This window comes from Pseudomonas sp. 1L-B-1-E-C1, from assembly GCF_057291835.1.
Map to the genome: position 1 here is coordinate 178755 of NZ_JBXAWN010000002.1, position 15107 is coordinate 193861.

At 60.8% G+C, this 15107-nt stretch carries 14 protein-coding genes and 1 pseudogene; 7 read left to right on the plus strand and 8 right to left on the minus strand.

The annotated features are described in order from the left end of the window. Window positions 1-19: 19 nt before the first annotated feature. The 4 genes and pseudogenes from AC0Z4S_RS04540 to AC0Z4S_RS04555 all read right to left on the minus strand — a co-directional run. Window positions 20-292, minus strand: coding sequence for an oxidative damage protection protein (locus AC0Z4S_RS04540; protein WP_016772129.1), 273 nt, complete (start codon window positions 290-292; stop codon window positions 20-22). Continuing rightward, complete coding sequence (mutY, locus tag AC0Z4S_RS04545) at window positions 289-1356, minus strand: A/G-specific adenine glycosylase (RefSeq protein WP_485622217.1); 1068 nt, start codon at window positions 1354-1356, stop codon at window positions 289-291. The genes AC0Z4S_RS04540 and mutY overlap by 4 nt, the downstream gene beginning before the upstream one ends. Beyond that, on the minus strand, window positions 1353-3569 hold the full coding sequence (locus AC0Z4S_RS04550; RefSeq protein ID WP_485622218.1) for an AsmA family protein: 2217 nt from the start codon (window positions 3567-3569) through the stop codon (window positions 1353-1355). Before AC0Z4S_RS04550 ends, mutY begins: the two co-directional genes overlap by 4 nt. A gap of 77 nt (window positions 3570-3646) precedes the next feature. Continuing rightward, window positions 3647-3841: pseudogene (locus AC0Z4S_RS04555) on the minus strand (acetyl-CoA sensor PanZ family protein); the annotation flags it as partial. Window positions 3842-4197: 356 nt separating this feature from the next. Between AC0Z4S_RS04555 and AC0Z4S_RS04560 the strand changes: the two are divergent. The 7 genes from AC0Z4S_RS04560 (at window position 4198) to AC0Z4S_RS04590 (ending at window position 10015) form a co-directional block, all read left to right on the plus strand. Continuing rightward, window positions 4198-5862 (plus strand): OFA family MFS transporter, encoded by a 1665-nt coding sequence (locus tag AC0Z4S_RS04560; protein WP_253498073.1) that lies wholly within the window; start codon window positions 4198-4200, stop codon window positions 5860-5862. 270 nt (window positions 5863-6132) lie between these two features. Continuing rightward, window positions 6133-6726, plus strand: a complete 594-nt coding sequence (gene hisB, locus AC0Z4S_RS04565) for an imidazoleglycerol-phosphate dehydratase HisB (RefSeq protein ID WP_016772125.1) — start codon at window positions 6133-6135, stop codon at window positions 6724-6726. Then, complete coding sequence (gene hisH / locus AC0Z4S_RS04570) at window positions 6726-7364, plus strand: imidazole glycerol phosphate synthase subunit HisH (RefSeq protein WP_186548441.1); 639 nt, start codon at window positions 6726-6728, stop codon at window positions 7362-7364. Before hisB ends, hisH begins: the two co-directional genes overlap by 1 nt. After that, window positions 7365-7625 carry a DUF2164 domain-containing protein gene (locus tag AC0Z4S_RS04575; protein WP_485622219.1) on the plus strand — a complete coding sequence of 87 codons (261 nt, stop codon included), beginning with the start codon at window positions 7365-7367 and terminating at the stop codon, window positions 7623-7625. Between the two features lie 42 nt (window positions 7626-7667). After that, window positions 7668-8405, plus strand: a complete 738-nt coding sequence (hisA, locus tag AC0Z4S_RS04580; RefSeq protein WP_056787231.1) for a 1-(5-phosphoribosyl)-5-[(5-phosphoribosylamino)methylideneamino]imidazole-4-carboxamide isomerase — start codon at window positions 7668-7670, stop codon at window positions 8403-8405. A gap of 10 nt (window positions 8406-8415) precedes the next feature. Beyond that, complete coding sequence (gene hisF / locus AC0Z4S_RS04585) at window positions 8416-9186, plus strand: imidazole glycerol phosphate synthase subunit HisF (protein ID WP_007897430.1); 771 nt, start codon at window positions 8416-8418, stop codon at window positions 9184-9186. Window positions 9187-9259: 73 nt separating this feature from the next. Beyond that, complete coding sequence (locus AC0Z4S_RS04590; RefSeq protein ID WP_485622221.1) at window positions 9260-10015, plus strand: substrate-binding periplasmic protein; 756 nt, start codon at window positions 9260-9262, stop codon at window positions 10013-10015. Here the strand turns inward: AC0Z4S_RS04590 and AC0Z4S_RS04595 are convergent. From AC0Z4S_RS04595 to AC0Z4S_RS04610, 4 genes are all read right to left on the minus strand, one after another. After that, the gene (locus AC0Z4S_RS04595) at window positions 9996-11369 is read right to left on the minus strand and encodes a Vps62-related protein (RefSeq protein WP_485622222.1); all 1374 of its coding nucleotides are present in this window, start codon (window positions 11367-11369) and stop codon (window positions 9996-9998) included. The genes AC0Z4S_RS04590 and AC0Z4S_RS04595 overlap by 20 nt on opposite strands. 115 nt (window positions 11370-11484) lie before the next feature. Continuing rightward, window positions 11485-12261 carry a divergent polysaccharide deacetylase family protein gene (locus tag AC0Z4S_RS04600; RefSeq protein WP_485622223.1) on the minus strand — a complete coding sequence of 259 codons (777 nt, stop codon included), beginning with the start codon at window positions 12259-12261 and terminating at the stop codon, window positions 11485-11487. 2 nt (window positions 12262-12263) lie between these two features. After that, window positions 12264-13583, minus strand: a complete 1320-nt coding sequence (locus AC0Z4S_RS04605; RefSeq protein ID WP_485622224.1) for a S41 family peptidase — start codon at window positions 13581-13583, stop codon at window positions 12264-12266. Between the two features lie 31 nt (window positions 13584-13614). Next, on the minus strand, window positions 13615-14901 hold the full coding sequence (locus AC0Z4S_RS04610; RefSeq protein WP_076565155.1) for a murein hydrolase activator EnvC family protein: 1287 nt from the start codon (window positions 14899-14901) through the stop codon (window positions 13615-13617). Between the last annotated feature and the right edge of the window lie 206 nt (window positions 14902-15107).

Consider the following 15107-nt stretch of genomic DNA (forward strand, 5'->3'; position numbering starts at 1 on the left):
CGCTTACGAAATATGCGGGTTATTCGGCTGGCGGCACATAGCCTTCGGCCTTGGCGTATTCCTCGCCGGAGAAGTACTTGTCCATTTCGCCCTGCAGGTATTTGCGATCTTCGGCGTTCATCATGTTCAGACGCTTTTCGTTGATCAGCAGGGTCTGGTGTTTCTGCCAGTCGGCCCAGGCCTTGGCCGAGACGTGGTCGAAAATATCCTGGCCCTTGGCACCCGGGAAAGGGGCGCGTTCCAGCGCGGGCAGTTCTTCTTTGTACTTGCGGCACATTACGGTGCGGGTCATGGCGACTCTCCTGCATTCAAGACGGCGGCCGCGCGTTCGAGCAAGGTCTTGACCGGGGCAGCAAGGCCCAGGCGCGGCGGGGTGGCGAGGTTATACCAGAGCCAGTCGGCCTCGGCCACGTGATGGATGGCTTCCTGCACCTGAACCAGCCACGGCTCGATGGACAACTGGAAATGGCTGAACGTGTGAACCAGGCTCGGCAGCGCCTGCTGTTGGCCCATGGTCAGTGAGTGCTGATCGGCCAGATGCTGCAGGTCTTCGAGATCATCCAGTTCCGGCAGGCTCCACAGACCGCCCCACAGGCCCGTCGACGGGCGGCGGTAAAGCAGAATTGCGCCTTCGCCGTTGGCGAGCATCGGCATCAGCGTGCGTTTCTGCGGGATGGCCTTGCGTGGCTTGGGAATCGGGTAGCGGGTTTCCAGACCGAGCATGTGCGCTTCACAGCCACGCTTGAGCGGACACAGCAGGCAACTTGGCTTGCTGCGCGTGCAGAGTGTGGCGCCAAGATCCATCATCGCCTGGGTGTAGGCGTTGACCCGATCGTGCGGGGTGAAGCGCTCGGCGTTGGCCCACAGCTGTCTGGCCACCTTCGGTTCGCCGGGGTAGCCCTCTTGCGCCGTGAAGCGCGCCAGCACGCGTTTGACGTTGCCGTCGAGGATCGGCGCGCGCAGGCCCATGCTGATGCTGGCAATCGCGCCGGCCGTGGACAGACCGATCCCCGGCAACTCGGTGAGCTTCTCCACGTCACGCGGAAACTCGCCGCCGTACTGGCTGACAACGATCTTCGCGGTCTTCTGCAGATTGCGCGCGCGGGTGTAGTAACCCAGCCCGGTCCAGAGGTGCAGCACCTCGTCTTCCGGCGCTTCGGCCAGCGCTTCGACTGTTGGCAGTGCCGCCATGAAACGCTCGAAGTAATTGAGCACAGTGCTGACCTGTGTCTGCTGCAACATGATCTCGGACACCCACACCCGGTACGGGTTGATGTCCTGTTGCCACGGCAAATCGTGGCGGCCATGGCGGTCGAACCATTCCAGCACCGCCGTGGAAAACTGCTCCGCTGTCATCGCTTGAACAGCCCCTTCAATGCGTTTTTCAGTTCCGGACTGACTTTGTCGCCCAGTTTCTCGTCGATCTTTTCGCTGAGCTTGTTCCCAGCCATTTTGCTGGCGACCTGACCGAGACGGTCATTGTCGACGCGGCAGGCCTTGGCGCCCAGTTCCAGCGGGCCACGGCAGCGCAGCGGCCACTCGATGCCGACGAACTTCTCGCCGACCTGACAGGCCGGGTCGGGCATGGCGCTGGTGTCGCCTTCGACAATGATGCCGACGCGGTAATCCATGCCGAGCACGCGCAGATCGATATCGCCGTCACCGTTGACGGTCATGCCGGGAATGCGCACTTTCAGGTCCGGGTTGCTGGCGACGCCATTGCGTACGGTCAGATTGCCTTTCAGCTCCTCGAACGGCGTGTCCTTGCCCCGAGGCTCGCCGCTCAGGGTTTTGCGGTTGAGGGTGGCGATGCCTTTGCACAATTGCTGTTCAAGATTGGCGTTGAGCAGCACGCCGTTGTTGATGACGAAACTGGCGTTGCCGTTGAGCGTATCGATCAACGCCTGTTGGCTATTGCCGCTGCCGGTTAGATTGCTGGTGAGCGTCACCAGGCCTTTGACCGGCGGGTTCTTGCCCTGGCTTTCGATGATTTTTTCCGCCGGGACGCGATTGAGGCGGGTCTGCAGGTTCAGTACCGGCGCGCTTGGGCGCACGTCGAGCGTGCCGTTGGCGACGAAACCGCCGTTGTACAGCTCGCCGCTCAGGTTTGCCAGCGTCAGCAGGCCGCCCTGGCCGGTGGCTTTGAGCGCAGCGTTCTGGATTGGCAGTTTGTCGAGGGTCAGTTGGCCGAAAGTCAGGTCGGCGTCCACGTCGAGTTTGGCCAGGCGCTCGACCGGCAGCAGGCGCTCAGTGCTCCAGGCGGTTTTGCTCGGTTTGTCCGGCAGCGGCGTGGTGCCTGCGACGGCGCCGGCCTCGGTGCTGGCGACTTCGGCCTGACGGGTTTGCGTGGCGCTGTTGGCCTGGGCCGATTTCGGTGGCAGGTAACGGTCGACGTTGAACGTGTCGGCCTTGAGGATTGCGCGCAGCGACTGTTTGGCGAAGTCCTCGATGGCAATGCGGCCGCTGAAGCTGCTGTCATCGAGTTTCAGGTTGATGTTGTCGAACGACAGACTGGTCGGGGTGGCAGCAACGCGGCTGACCAGCTCGACCTTGCTCAGGCTGCCTTCGCCCATCGCCGGCAGTGTCTGGCCGATGCTGTCGACGAATTTCGCCAGATCGAACTGGGCAATGGAAATGCCGCCGCTGATCTGTGGCGTCTTGTCGAGGTCATTGGCTTTCAGTTCGCCCAAGGCGCGCAACTGGTTGGCGGAAATCTTGATGCCGGTCCATTCGGCGACGTTCGCTGCTTTATCCAGCAGCAACTGGCCCTGGGCAGAGAAAGTCATGGTTTTGCCTTGCAGCGGATCGCCAGCGAGTTCGCCGGTCAGCTTCAAGTCTTCGAACTTGTAGCGTTGCAGGGCGCGCTCGAAGCGCAGCTCGCCGTTGAGCTCGGTGCGCACGCGCAGCACCGGTTGGTTGGTGCCGAGGAACGCGGTGGCCTTCACCGGGATATTGGTCGAATCGTGCACCGGACCGGTGCTCAGTTGAATGCTTTCGGCGCTGAACTGCTTGCCGGTCAGCTCATCGTTGTATTCAACGCGAGCGTTGTTCACGGTCAGGCTGTCGATGTCGAGGCGAATCGGTTGCGCCGGTTTTTCCACGGCGACGGTTGGCTCGCTGGCGGTCGCGCCCGGCGTAGCGGGTGGAGTCGAGCCTGGCGCCACTGGCACCTTGCCGATGTCTTCCCAGTTGCCGTGGCCGTTCTTGTCACGGTTCAGGCGCAGGTTGAGGCCTTCGACGCGCACGTCGCTCATCTGCACTTCGCGGCGCAACAGCGGCAGCACGCGCACGGACAGGCCGAGCATCTGCAAGTCGGCAAACGGTTCGGCAGGCTTGGCCAAAGTGGCGACGCTGGCTTCGTGCAGTTCCAGGCCGAGCCACGGGAACAGGCTCCAGCCGATGTCGCCATTGAGCGTCAGCTCGATGTGGGCCTTGTCGCGGGCTATCTGGCGGATCTCGTCTTTGTAGTCGTTGGGATCGAAGAGGTGGGTCAGGGCAAAACCTGCCGCCACAATGATCAGCAACAGCCCGAGAAGTACCAGACCCAGGATTTTGCCGAACGCTTTCATGGGCGAGTCCTTGTAGTTAGTCGAATTCGTCATTTGGCCGGGAGTATAGCGCTGCAAGCACCCGGTTCGGTGTGGCGTCATCTGCCGAGGGTCGGCAACGGCACCTGCAACTTCGCCACCGGTGCCTGCGCTTGAGGATGCCCGGCGGGAGCGAGCAGGCGCAATTCGGCCCCCGTTTGCGACGCCATTTTCTGCGCTTGGTTCACCGGCCGTTCAGCCACGCAACGACGACGGGTAACTTTTCGCACGCATAAATGGGACAAGCACCAGATGTACATATCTGTCGTCAGGCACCTGAACAACGCCCCGCATGCTAACCCCGTTGAAATGCCGTCTGTAGGAGCTGCGGAACGCTGCGATCTTTTGATTTTGGCATTTTCAAAAAGATCAAAAGATCGCAGCGTTCCGCAGCTCCTACAGGGGGCGAACACAGCTGACAGAAAAAAGGTGATATCAGTTTGGTTTTTCTGTCACCTGAGAATGGTAACCTTCGCCAGTTCGTCCGCCCGTCTGCGACTTAATGTCGCGCCTTCAAGGAGCTTCACCTGAAAAAACGGTCATGCCTGCGTGCATAAGGCCGAGGGTGAGCAGTGGCTGGCGAACCATACTAAAAATTGGGGGATACACAATGAGCACGAGCATCACGGCGGACGGCCTCAAAGCCGACCAGCCTGCGTTCCTGTCCAAGGAACGCATCATCGCCAAGCCCGGTTTCAACCGCTGGCTGGTTCCACCGGCCGCTTTGGCCATTCACCTGTGCATCGGCATGGCCTACGGCTTCTCGGTGTTCTGGTTGCCGCTGTCCAAGGCACTGGGCGTTACCGCGCCGGTAGCTTGTGCACCGGACATGAGCTTCATCGCACAGGTATTTTCGTCGAACTGCGACTGGCCGATCTCCATGCTCGGCTGGATCTACACGCTGTTCTTCATCTTCCTCGGCTGCTCGGCAGCGATCTGGGGCGGCTGGCTGGAACACGCCGGTCCTCGTAAAGCGGGCGTGGTGTCGGCGCTGTGCTGGTGCGGCGGTCTGCTGATTTCCGCGCTGGGTATCTATACCCACCAGATCTGGCTGATGTGGATCGGTTCCGGCGTGATCGGCGGTATCGGTCTGGGCCTGGGCTATATCTCGCCGGTGTCGACCCTGATCAAGTGGTTCCCGGACAAGCGCGGCATGGCAACCGGCATGGCGATCATGGGCTTCGGTGGCGGCGCGATGGTCGGTGCGCCGTTGGCGACTGCGCTGATGAGCCACTTCGCTTCGCCAGAAGGCGTGGGCGTATGGCAGAGTTTCGTGGCCATGGCGGCCATCTACTTCGTGTTCATGATCGGTGGCGCATTGTCCTACCGCGTGCCGCCAACCGGCTGGAAGCCTGAAGGCTGGACTGCACCGGCGAAGAAAGCTTCGAACGCGATGATCACCAACCGTCACGTTCACGTGAACGTAGCGTGGAAAACTCCGCAGTTCCGTCTGGTCTGGCTGGTGCTGTGCCTGAACGTGTCGGCGGGTATCGGCATCCTCGGCATGGCTTCGCCACTGTTGCAGGAAGTGTTCGGCGGCAAGCTGCTGGGCGTTGATGTGCCGTTCGGTCAACTCGACGCCGGCCAACTGGCTTCGATCGCGGCGATCGCAGCGGGCTTCACCGGCCTGCTGAGCCTGTTCAACATCGGTGGCCGCTTCTTCTGGGCCTCGTTCTCGGACTACCTGGGCCGCAAAAACACCTATTTCGTGTTCTTTGCCTTGGGTTTTGCCCTGTACGCGCTGATTCCGAACCTCGGTCACTTGGGCAACGTTGCGCTGTTCGTGGCGGCGTTCTGCATCATCCTGTCGATGTACGGCGGTGGTTTCGCCACGGTGCCGGCCTATCTGGCCGACCTGTTCGGTACGCAGATGGTCGGTGCGATCCACGGTCGTCTGCTGACTGCCTGGGCCGCTGCCGGTGTGCTCGGTCCGGTGCTGGTGAACTACCTGCGTGAATATCAGTTGAGCATCGGCGTGGAACGCGCAGCTGCCTACGACATCACCCTGTACATCCTCGCAGGCCTCTTGGTGCTGGGCTTCCTGTGCAACCTGATGGTGCGCCCGGTGGCCGACAAGTACTTCATGACCGACGCCGAACTGGCTGCCGAACAGGCGCTGGGCCACGACAAGGGTGCCGATGCCAGCACCGTTCTGGAGTGGAAAGCCGCACCGGGCAGCAAGCCGCTGGCCATCGCTGCCTGGCTGGTGGTGGGTATTCCGTTGGCGTGGGGTGTGTGGGTGACCCTGCAGAAAACGGCGGTACTGTTTCACTAAGTAATTGGTAAACGCAGTACCCCTGTGGGAGCGAGCCTGCTCGCGAAGACGGAATGTCAGTCGACATAAGTGTTGGCTGACCCACCGCATTCGCGAGCAGGCTCGCTCCCACATTTGTTTTTGCAGTGCCTGTAATGGCTTGTATGGACATGTCTACCCGCGACAGCCGGGCGTTCTATCCGTCAGCCATATCACCTCTCGTGTTTCTGTTTACGCCCCGCGTGCCTATAATGGCTGCCTTTTTCGCCCAATGATTTTGCGGAGCTGGTGATGGCCGAACGTAAGGCGTCTGTCGAGCGCGACACTCTGGAAACCCAGATCAAAGCCTCGATCAACCTTGATGGCACCGGAAAGGCCCGATTCGATATCGGCGTTCCTTTTCTTGAGCACATGCTGGATCAGATCGCCCGTCACGGGTTGATCGATCTGGATATCGAATGCAAGGGCGATCTGCATATCGACGACCACCATACGGTGGAAGACGTCGGTATCACCCTCGGCCAGGCCTTCGCCAAAGCCATCGGCGACAAGAAAGGCATCCGTCGCTACGGCCATGCCTACGTGCCGCTCGATGAAGCGCTGTCGCGCGTGGTGATCGATTTCTCCGGTCGCCCGGGCCTGCAGATGCACGTGCCGTACACCCGCGCCACCGTCGGTGGTTTCGACGTTGACCTGTTCCAGGAATTCTTCCAGGGCTTCGTCAACCACGCGCTGGTCAGCGTGCACATCGACAACCTGCGCGGCACCAACACTCACCACCAGATCGAAACCGTGTTCAAGGCTTTCGGCCGCGCCCTGCGCATGGCCGTCGAGCTGGACGAGCGCATGGCCGGGCAAATGCCATCGACCAAAGGCGTTTTGTAATGCAGACGGTTGCAGTTATCGACTACGGCATGGGCAACCTGCACTCGGTGGCCAAAGCGCTTGAGCACGTTGGCGCCGGCAAGGTGCTGATCACCAGCGACGCGAACGTGATTCGCGAAGCCGACCGTGTGGTATTCCCGGGTGTTGGCGCGATTCGCGATTGCATGGCGGAGATCCGTCGCCTCGGCTTCGATTCGCTGGTCCGTGAAGTCAGCCAGGATCGCCCGTTCCTCGGCATCTGCGTCGGCATGCAAGCCTTGCTCGACAGCAGCGAAGAGAACGACGGCGTTGACTGCATTGGTCTGTTTCCGGGCGCGGTGAAGTTCTTCGGCAAGGATCTGCACGAAGACGGCGAGCACCTTAAAGTCCCGCACATGGGCTGGAACGAGGTGAAGCAGAACATCAGTCACCCGCTGTGGCATGACATTCCGGACCTGGCGCGTTTCTACTTCGTGCACAGCTATTACATCGCCGCGGCCAATGCGCGGCAGGTGGTGGGCAGCGGTCATTACGGTGTCGATTTCGCTGCCGCGCTGGCCGATGGCTCGCGTTTCGCCGTGCAGTTCCACCCGGAGAAAAGCCATACCCATGGCCTGCAATTGCTGCAGAATTTCGCCGCATGGGACGGTCGCTGGTAAATGGCTGGCAAGAAGTCCAAACCGCCGATCCTGACCCTCACTCCCGAGCAGGAGAGCGAGGCCAATCGCAAGATTCAGCGGTTCATGGAAGACCGCTTCGAGTTGGACCTGGGTTCGTTCGAAGCGGCGGAAATTCTTGAGCTGTTTACCCGCGAAATTGCTCCGCACTATTACAACAGGGCGATTTTCGATATGCAGACCCACCTCAAGGAGCGGTTTGAAAGCATCGAAAGCGACCTGTGGGCGCTCGAGAAAAACTGATTCCCGAGCCAAGCTGAACATTCCAATTTTAAGGTTTGCCAGATGCTGATTATTCCCGCTATCGATCTCAAGGACGGTGCCTGCGTACGTCTGCGCCAGGGCCGCATGGAAGATTCCACGGTGTTCTCCGATGACCCGGTGAGCATGGCTGCCAAGTGGGTGGAGGGCGGTTGCCGCCGCTTGCATCTGGTCGACCTGAATGGCGCCTTCGAAGGTCAGCCGGTCAACGGCGAAGTGGTCACGGCGATCGCCAAGCGTTACCCGACCCTGCCGATCCAGATCGGTGGCGGCATCCGCTCGCTGGAAACCATCGAGCACTACGTCAAGGCCGGCGTGAGCTACGTGATCATCGGTACCAAAGCCGTTAAGGATCCGGCGTTCGTCGCTGAAGCCTGCCGCGCCTTTCCGGGCAAGATCATTGTCGGCCTCGACGCCAAAGACGGTTTCGTCGCCACCGACGGCTGGGCGGAAATCAGCACCGTGCAGGTCATCGATCTGGCCAAGCAATTTGAAGCCGACGGCGTCTCGTCGATCGTTTATACCGACATCGCCAAAGACGGCATGATGCAGGGCTGCAACGTACCGTTCACCGCTGCGCTGGCTGCTGCCACCAGGATCCCGGTAATCGCTTCCGGCGGCATCCATAACCTCGGTGACATCAAATCGCTGCTCGACGCCAAGGCGCCGGGCATCATCGGCGCGATTACCGGCCGGGCGATCTACGAAGGCACTCTCGATGTCGCCGAAGCGCAAGCATTCTGCGATTCGTACCAAGGCTGAGGAATGACCCATGGCGCTGGCCAAACGCATTATCCCTTGCCTGGACGTGGACAACGGCCGGGTCGTCAAGGGCGTGAAGTTCGAGAACATCCGTGACGCCGGTGACCCGGTGGAAATCGCCCGTCGCTACGACGAGCAGGGCGCCGACGAGATTACCTTCCTCGACATCACCGCCAGCGTCGATGGCCGCGACACCACGCTGCATACCGTCGAGCGCATGGCCAGTCAGGTGTTCATCCCGCTGACCGTTGGTGGTGGCGTGCGCACCGTGCAGGACATCCGCAATCTGCTCAATGCTGGCGCGGACAAGGTCTCGATCAACACCGCTGCCGTGTTCAACCCGGAATTTGTCGGCGAAGCCGCGCAGCATTTCGGCTCGCAGTGCATCGTCGTTGCGATCGACGCCAAGAAAGTCTCCGGCCCCGGCGAAACGCCGCGTTGGGAGATCTTCACCCACGGCGGGCGCAAGCCGACCGGCCTCGACGCAGTCGAGTGGGCGAAGAAAATGGAAGGCCTCGGTGCTGGCGAGATCCTGCTGACCAGCATGGATCAGGACGGCATGAAAAACGGTTTCGACCTCGGCGTGACCCGCGCGATCAGCGATGCGCTGGGCATTCCGGTCATTGCCTCTGGCGGCGTCGGCAACCTGCAGCATCTGGCCGACGGCATTCTCGAAGGTCACGCCAGCGCGGTGCTGGCGGCGAGCATTTTTCACTTCGGCGAATACACCGTGCAGGAAGCCAAGGCTTACATGGCGCATCGCGGCATCGTCATGCGCTAAAGCGTACAGGCCAGTGGACAGCATGGCGCGCCCAAGGCACTCTTGGGCACGCCATGGATTCCGGTAGCCCGACATGATCAAACGCCTGCTTGTTGTTCTCGCCAGCGCCTCATTGTTGCTCATCAACAATGCCCGGGCGCAAAACAGCCCCGACACCGATCTGGTGCTGCTCACCGAAAACTTCCCGCCGTACAACATGGCGAAGAACGGCAAGAATTTCGCCCAGGGCGACAACATCAACGGCATTGCCACCGACATCGTTCGCGAGATGTTCCAGCGCGCCGGCCTCACTTACAGCCTGACCCTGCGTTTCCCCTGGGAACGTGTCTACAAGCTCGCCCTGGAAAATCCCGGTTACGGGGCCTTCGTCATGGCGCGCCTGCCCGATCGCGAAAAACTGTTCAAATGGGTCGGCCCGATCGGTCCCGATGACTGGATCCTGCTGGCCAAGGCAGACAGCAAGATCGCCCTCGAAACCCTCAATGATGCGCGCAAATACAGGATCGGCGCCTACAAGGGCGACGCGATTGCCGAGACGCTGACCAAGCAAGGCCTCAAACCGGTGGTGGTGCTGCGCGATCAGGACAATGCGAAGAAACTGGTCAACGGCCAGATCGATCTGTGGGCGACGGGGGATCCTGCCGGGCGTTATCTGGCGCGGCAGGATGGTGTGACCGGCCTGAAGACCGTGCTGCGCTTCAACAGCGCCGAGTTGTACCTGGCGCTGAACAAGGACGTTTCCGATGAAGTGGTCAACAAGCTTCAGACGGCGCTGGATCAACTGCGCAAAGAAGGCGTAGTCGATGAAATCATGGCGCGCTATCTGTAGCGCCTGACCGATCCGGCTCTGGCAGCGTGATGCTGGTATCGTCCTCGGTCAGAGACGGCTGAGCGGTGCGCTCTTCGACCGGGTTCGGCTCTGCCACGGCGACGATTCCAGGCTCCGGCGGTGCGTACTGGCTGATGTGCAAACTACTGCCATCGGTATAGCTGAAGCCCTCCATCACTGGCGTGCCGTCTGCGCGCACCAATCTGTAGTCGCTCTGCGTCAGATAAGCTGCCACGGACCTGTTTTTATCCACGACCGCAACCACTTCGATTACCGCTGCATTGAGCCATTCGTTCGAATGTAGTTCGCATTGGGTGAAATCATGGCCCAGTCGTGCCGAAAACATCAGCGCGTTGTTCTGATAGTTTTGCCATTGGGCGCCGAATTCGACCGAGGTAGTCTGGGTGAATGTTCGCAAGCCGCCGGTCCGCTGGGCGCGGCGCGCTGTCCATTTGAATATCTGGCTGACGTCTCCACTGTTGCGTGCATGACCGACGAGCACGTACTGATCCTTGCGTTGTAACAAATAGAAGGGCGAGTGACGCAACTGTTCAGTGGCGGTATAACGCGGATCGTTGATGGTGAACCACGGGAGACAGGCGGTGTAAGTCGCATCGCCCGCTGGGTCTACGGGTTTCGGTGTTTCCCCGCACAGCACCGGTGGCGATGGGCGTGAGTAGGTCTGCAGTGCAATCTGCAGGCGCAAGCAGTAGACCGGGAAACTCGCCGGTCTGGTGTAGTCACTCAAAGCGAAGAAACTGCCCGATGCCAAGTTGACTTCGCCAGGTAAGGCGACTCGAGGAACGGCGCTCCAGGTACTGACACGCTGTCGTGCTTTGCTGCCCTTGTCGTCCCAGATCAGGTCGCTGGTATTCGACCCGATCACCAGATCAGCGCGAACGCAGCGGACCGCGTTGAGCGACGGTTTTTCATGATCATTCGAGCACACTGACCCCAGCGCCACATAGCCCGCGGGAGGCAGCGGTCGCCAGATCGACAGATCTCTTCTTGAACCGGACCCGGTATCCTTCCAGACCAGCTCGTAATCATCGGGACGCCGCAGTGCCTTGCCCTTGCCGGGATCAGTGCTGGCAATGTCTGCTTCGCAAGCCACTGCCACCACTCGTTCGCCGTTGATGTTGCCCAGGCCGGTGGTGATGACATCGCCCAAGGGGAAATAACCGGGCAGCGCGTCGGGTGCCGGAGTCGGGCGCCAGAAGGCCGCAGGTTTGGCCGATATACCGTTGGTATCCCAGATCCGCAGAAACTCTGTGGTGAAGTTGATCAACAAGTTGTCGATTCTGATCGGTTCAGTCCGGCCAATGGGCGGGATGATCGGGGTGTTGTTTGTCATGGGCACTCCTGATAGTTGAAAGCGGCTCGAAGGAGCCGCGACCTGTAGCAGGTCTCACTATCCGGAACGGGGCCGGGCGTTCGGTGGTAACCATGTATGGCAACGTAACCGCGTGTTACCGATAGACGCCGTCTTTGCCATGGCCAGCCATGGCGCGGTTGCTGCGTACGCTGATCATCTGCCTGATATCGATCCAATCGATGCCCTGCGCTTTCAGCTTCGGCAACTCGCGCTCCAGCACCGCCAGGGTCTGCGGATACGGATGGCCGATCATCACCGCTGAGCCCTGTTTGTGGGCCAAGGCGATCGCGGTCTGTAGCTGGGTGGCAATCGCCGCTTCGGTGCGCTCATCATCAAGAAATACGTCCCGCGAAACGCTGGCCAGGTCGATTTTCTGCGCCTGCTGCGCAGCGACCGTTTGGGCGCTGGTGCGGCTGTCGACGAAGAACTTGTGCCGACGCTGCAACTCAGCCATCAACCACGCCATCGCCGCAGGCTGCGCGGTCATGCGACTGCCCATGTGGTTATTGATGCCAGCGGTGAAAGGGACTTTTTCGAACGCAGCATTCAGGCGTTTCTGCAGTTCTTCGATGGGCAGTTCGGGGTGCCAGGCATACGGCCCGGTGGCCGGGTCCATTGGCATGTGCAGGATGACGATCTTGCCGGCGCGATGGGCTTCGCGGGCAAAGTCGGTAGCGTGCGGGGTATCGGGCATGATCGCCGCCGTGACCGGGCCGGGCAGGGCGAGCACGCGACGATCCCGGGGCAGGTTCTGCCCCAGGTCGTCGATGATCAGTGTCAGGTAGGCTCTGTGCGGCGCAGAGCTGACGGGCTCTGCATGAGCAGCACCCGCCAGACAGCACAACAGAACGAAGACGAAACGCAGAGACATCCTCAACGGCCGGACGTGATGCTCAGCCCTTTGAGCAGGCTCAGGGCCTGGGCCAACTGGTAATCGTCATCCTGTGGCATCGCTTTGGCCTTGCCGGCCGAACCACTTGGCTTGTCGGCGCCGCCGTTGCCGTTGCCCAAGTGGCCTTGCAGGTCCGCTTCCTTGAAGTACTCACTGTCGGCTTCATTGGTGATCTTCGCGCGGCGCACTTCGATGTCCGGCACGATGCCCTGGGCCTGAATCGAGCGGCCATTCGGCGTGAAGTACAGCGCGGTAGTGATCTTCAGTGCGCGATCGTTGTTCAGCGGCAGCACGGTCTGCACCGAGCCCTTGCCGAAACTGGTGGTGCCCATGACCACGGCGCGTTTCTGATCCTGCAGGGCGCCGGCGACGATTTCCGAGGCCGAGGCACTGCCACCGTTGATCAGCACGACCATCGGCACCGCTTCGCTTTCGTCCTTGCCGGTGGCGGAGAAGCGCAACTCGGAATTGGCGATACGGCCCTTGGTGTAGACGATCAGGCCTTTGGTGATGAAATGGTCGACCACTTCCACCGCCGATTGCAGCACGCCACCCGGGTTGTTGCGCAGGTCGAGAATGATGCCATTGAGCTTCTTGCCGTTGTCCTTGCGCAGCTTGGCCAGGGCCCTGGAGACTTCTTCGCCGGTCTTGACCTGGAACTGGGTGATGCGGATATAGCCGTAGCCCGATTCCAGCAGCTGTGCCTTGACGCTTTTCACCTGAATCACTGCACGGGCCAGGGTCACGTCGAACGGCGTGCCGCCATCGCGAACCAGGGTCAGGGTGATTTTCTGGCCGATCTTGCCACGCATCTTGTCGACGGCTTCGGTCATGGTCTGGCCACGGGTTGGCTGGCCGTTGATCTTGACGATGAAGTCGCCGGCCTGGATGCCAGCCTTCGACGCCGGGGTGTCATCGATTGGCGAGACGACCTTGATGAAGCCGTCTTCGGCGCCGACTTCGATGCCCAGACCGCCGAATTCACCGCTGGTGCTTTCCTGCAGCTCGGTAAAATCTTCCGGGCCAAGGTAGGCCGAATGCGGATCGAGGTTGCTCAGCATGCCCTTGATCGCGTTTTCCAGCAGGGTCTTGTCGTCCACAGGCTCGACGTACGCGGCTTTGATCCGGTCCATGACCTCGGCGAAGGTGCGCAGCTCTTCCAGCGGCAACGGCGCCTTGGCGGTCGCAGTAGTGCCTGCCGGAGCGACAGTCGGGGCCGGTTGCGCGGCGAACGCCAGAGGCGCGCCGATCACCAGGGCGATCGTCAGGGCCAGCGAGGTAAGGCGGGACAAATGCAGCATGTCGAACGAACTCCTGAATTAGGTGGTGCGCTTATCCTTGCGCACGACACCATTGCGCCGGATCACTCGGGTGACCCTGCTGACGAATTGCGAAATACAGCGCCGGCGTGTCCTGACCACCACTGTTACCGACAGTGGAAATCGACTCGCCAGCCTTGACCACATCACCCGCCGACTTGAGCAGCGTCTGGTTGTGGCCGTAAAGACTCAGAAAACCGTTGCCGTGATCGAGAATCACCAGCAGCCCGGCACCGCGCAGCCAATCGGCAAACACCACGCGCCCGCCGTGTACGGCGTGCACCTGACTGCCGGCGGAGGCGCTGATCATCACGCCATCCCACTTGGTGCGGGCGTCATCGCCACGGCTTTCACCGAAGCGCGCGAGTAATCGACCATCAACCGGCCACGGAAGTTTTCCCCGGGTTGCAGCAAAAGGCCCGCCAAACGTTTCGCCGCTGCTCGAGACCAGCGCGCCGGGGCTTGATCTGACGGGTTTTCGTGGGGCGTCGCTGTTTTCAGCCTGCGCCTCACGCAAACGCTTTTTTTCTGCTTCCTGCTGGGCGATCAGCGCTTTTTGCCGCGCCTCTTCTGCCTCACGAGCCTGGCGGGCCAGGGTTTCTTCAATGGTTTTAAGGACTTTAGACAGGTCTGCCTGATCCTGCTCGCGGGCGGCCAGTTTCTGGTCGCGGGCCTTCACGTCGTCATTGAGTCTGGCGAGAACCTGCTGGCGCTCCTTGCGGACTTTCTCGAGTGCTTCGCGCTGCGTGTCGAGGTCGCTTTTCTGTACCAGCAATTGCGCTTGCTGCAGGCCGATGTCTTTTTCGACATTGGCCAGTTGGCGCAGGGTTTCGTTGAAGTTCTTCAACTGCTCCAGGCGTGCCTGGCTCAGGTAGTCGTAATAGGTAAGGGTGCGGGCGAATTTCTCTGGGTTCTGCTGGTTGAGCAGCAGCTTGAGGTATTCCTGGCGACCGTTCTGATAGGCCGCGCGGGCCTGAATGGCGATCAGTCGCTGCTGTTCAGTGCGCGCGCTCTGGAGTTTTTTTTTCTCTGCATCGAGCCGTTGCAGCTCGGATTCGCTCTTCTGCAGTTCTTTCTGCAGCGCGTCGACCTGCTTCTGCAGCTTGCCCATCTCGGTTTCAGTGCCCTTGAGCTCTTTCTGCACGCCGGATTTTTCTTCCTGCAGCTTGCCCAGGAGCTTCTTCAACTCGGCGATATCCTGACGCGTGGCCTCCAACTGCTGTTGGGTTTGCGCGCGCTCGTCGGCGAAGGCCGGCTGGAGCAGACAGGTCAGAGCAAGGGCGATCAGGACGCGAAGCATAGGGGCGGGCGGCACCAGGGTAAGGGACGGCCTAGTATGCCCGCCCGAGGCTGCAAAAAAAACGCCCAATTGGGGCTGTGTGATAACTGGACAGAAAAACACTACATACCAATGTAGGAGTGAGCCTGCTCGCGATGGCTTTCTCACATTCAACAGGTTAGTTGACTGTCAGATGGCTATCGCGAGCAGGCTCACTCCTACAAGGG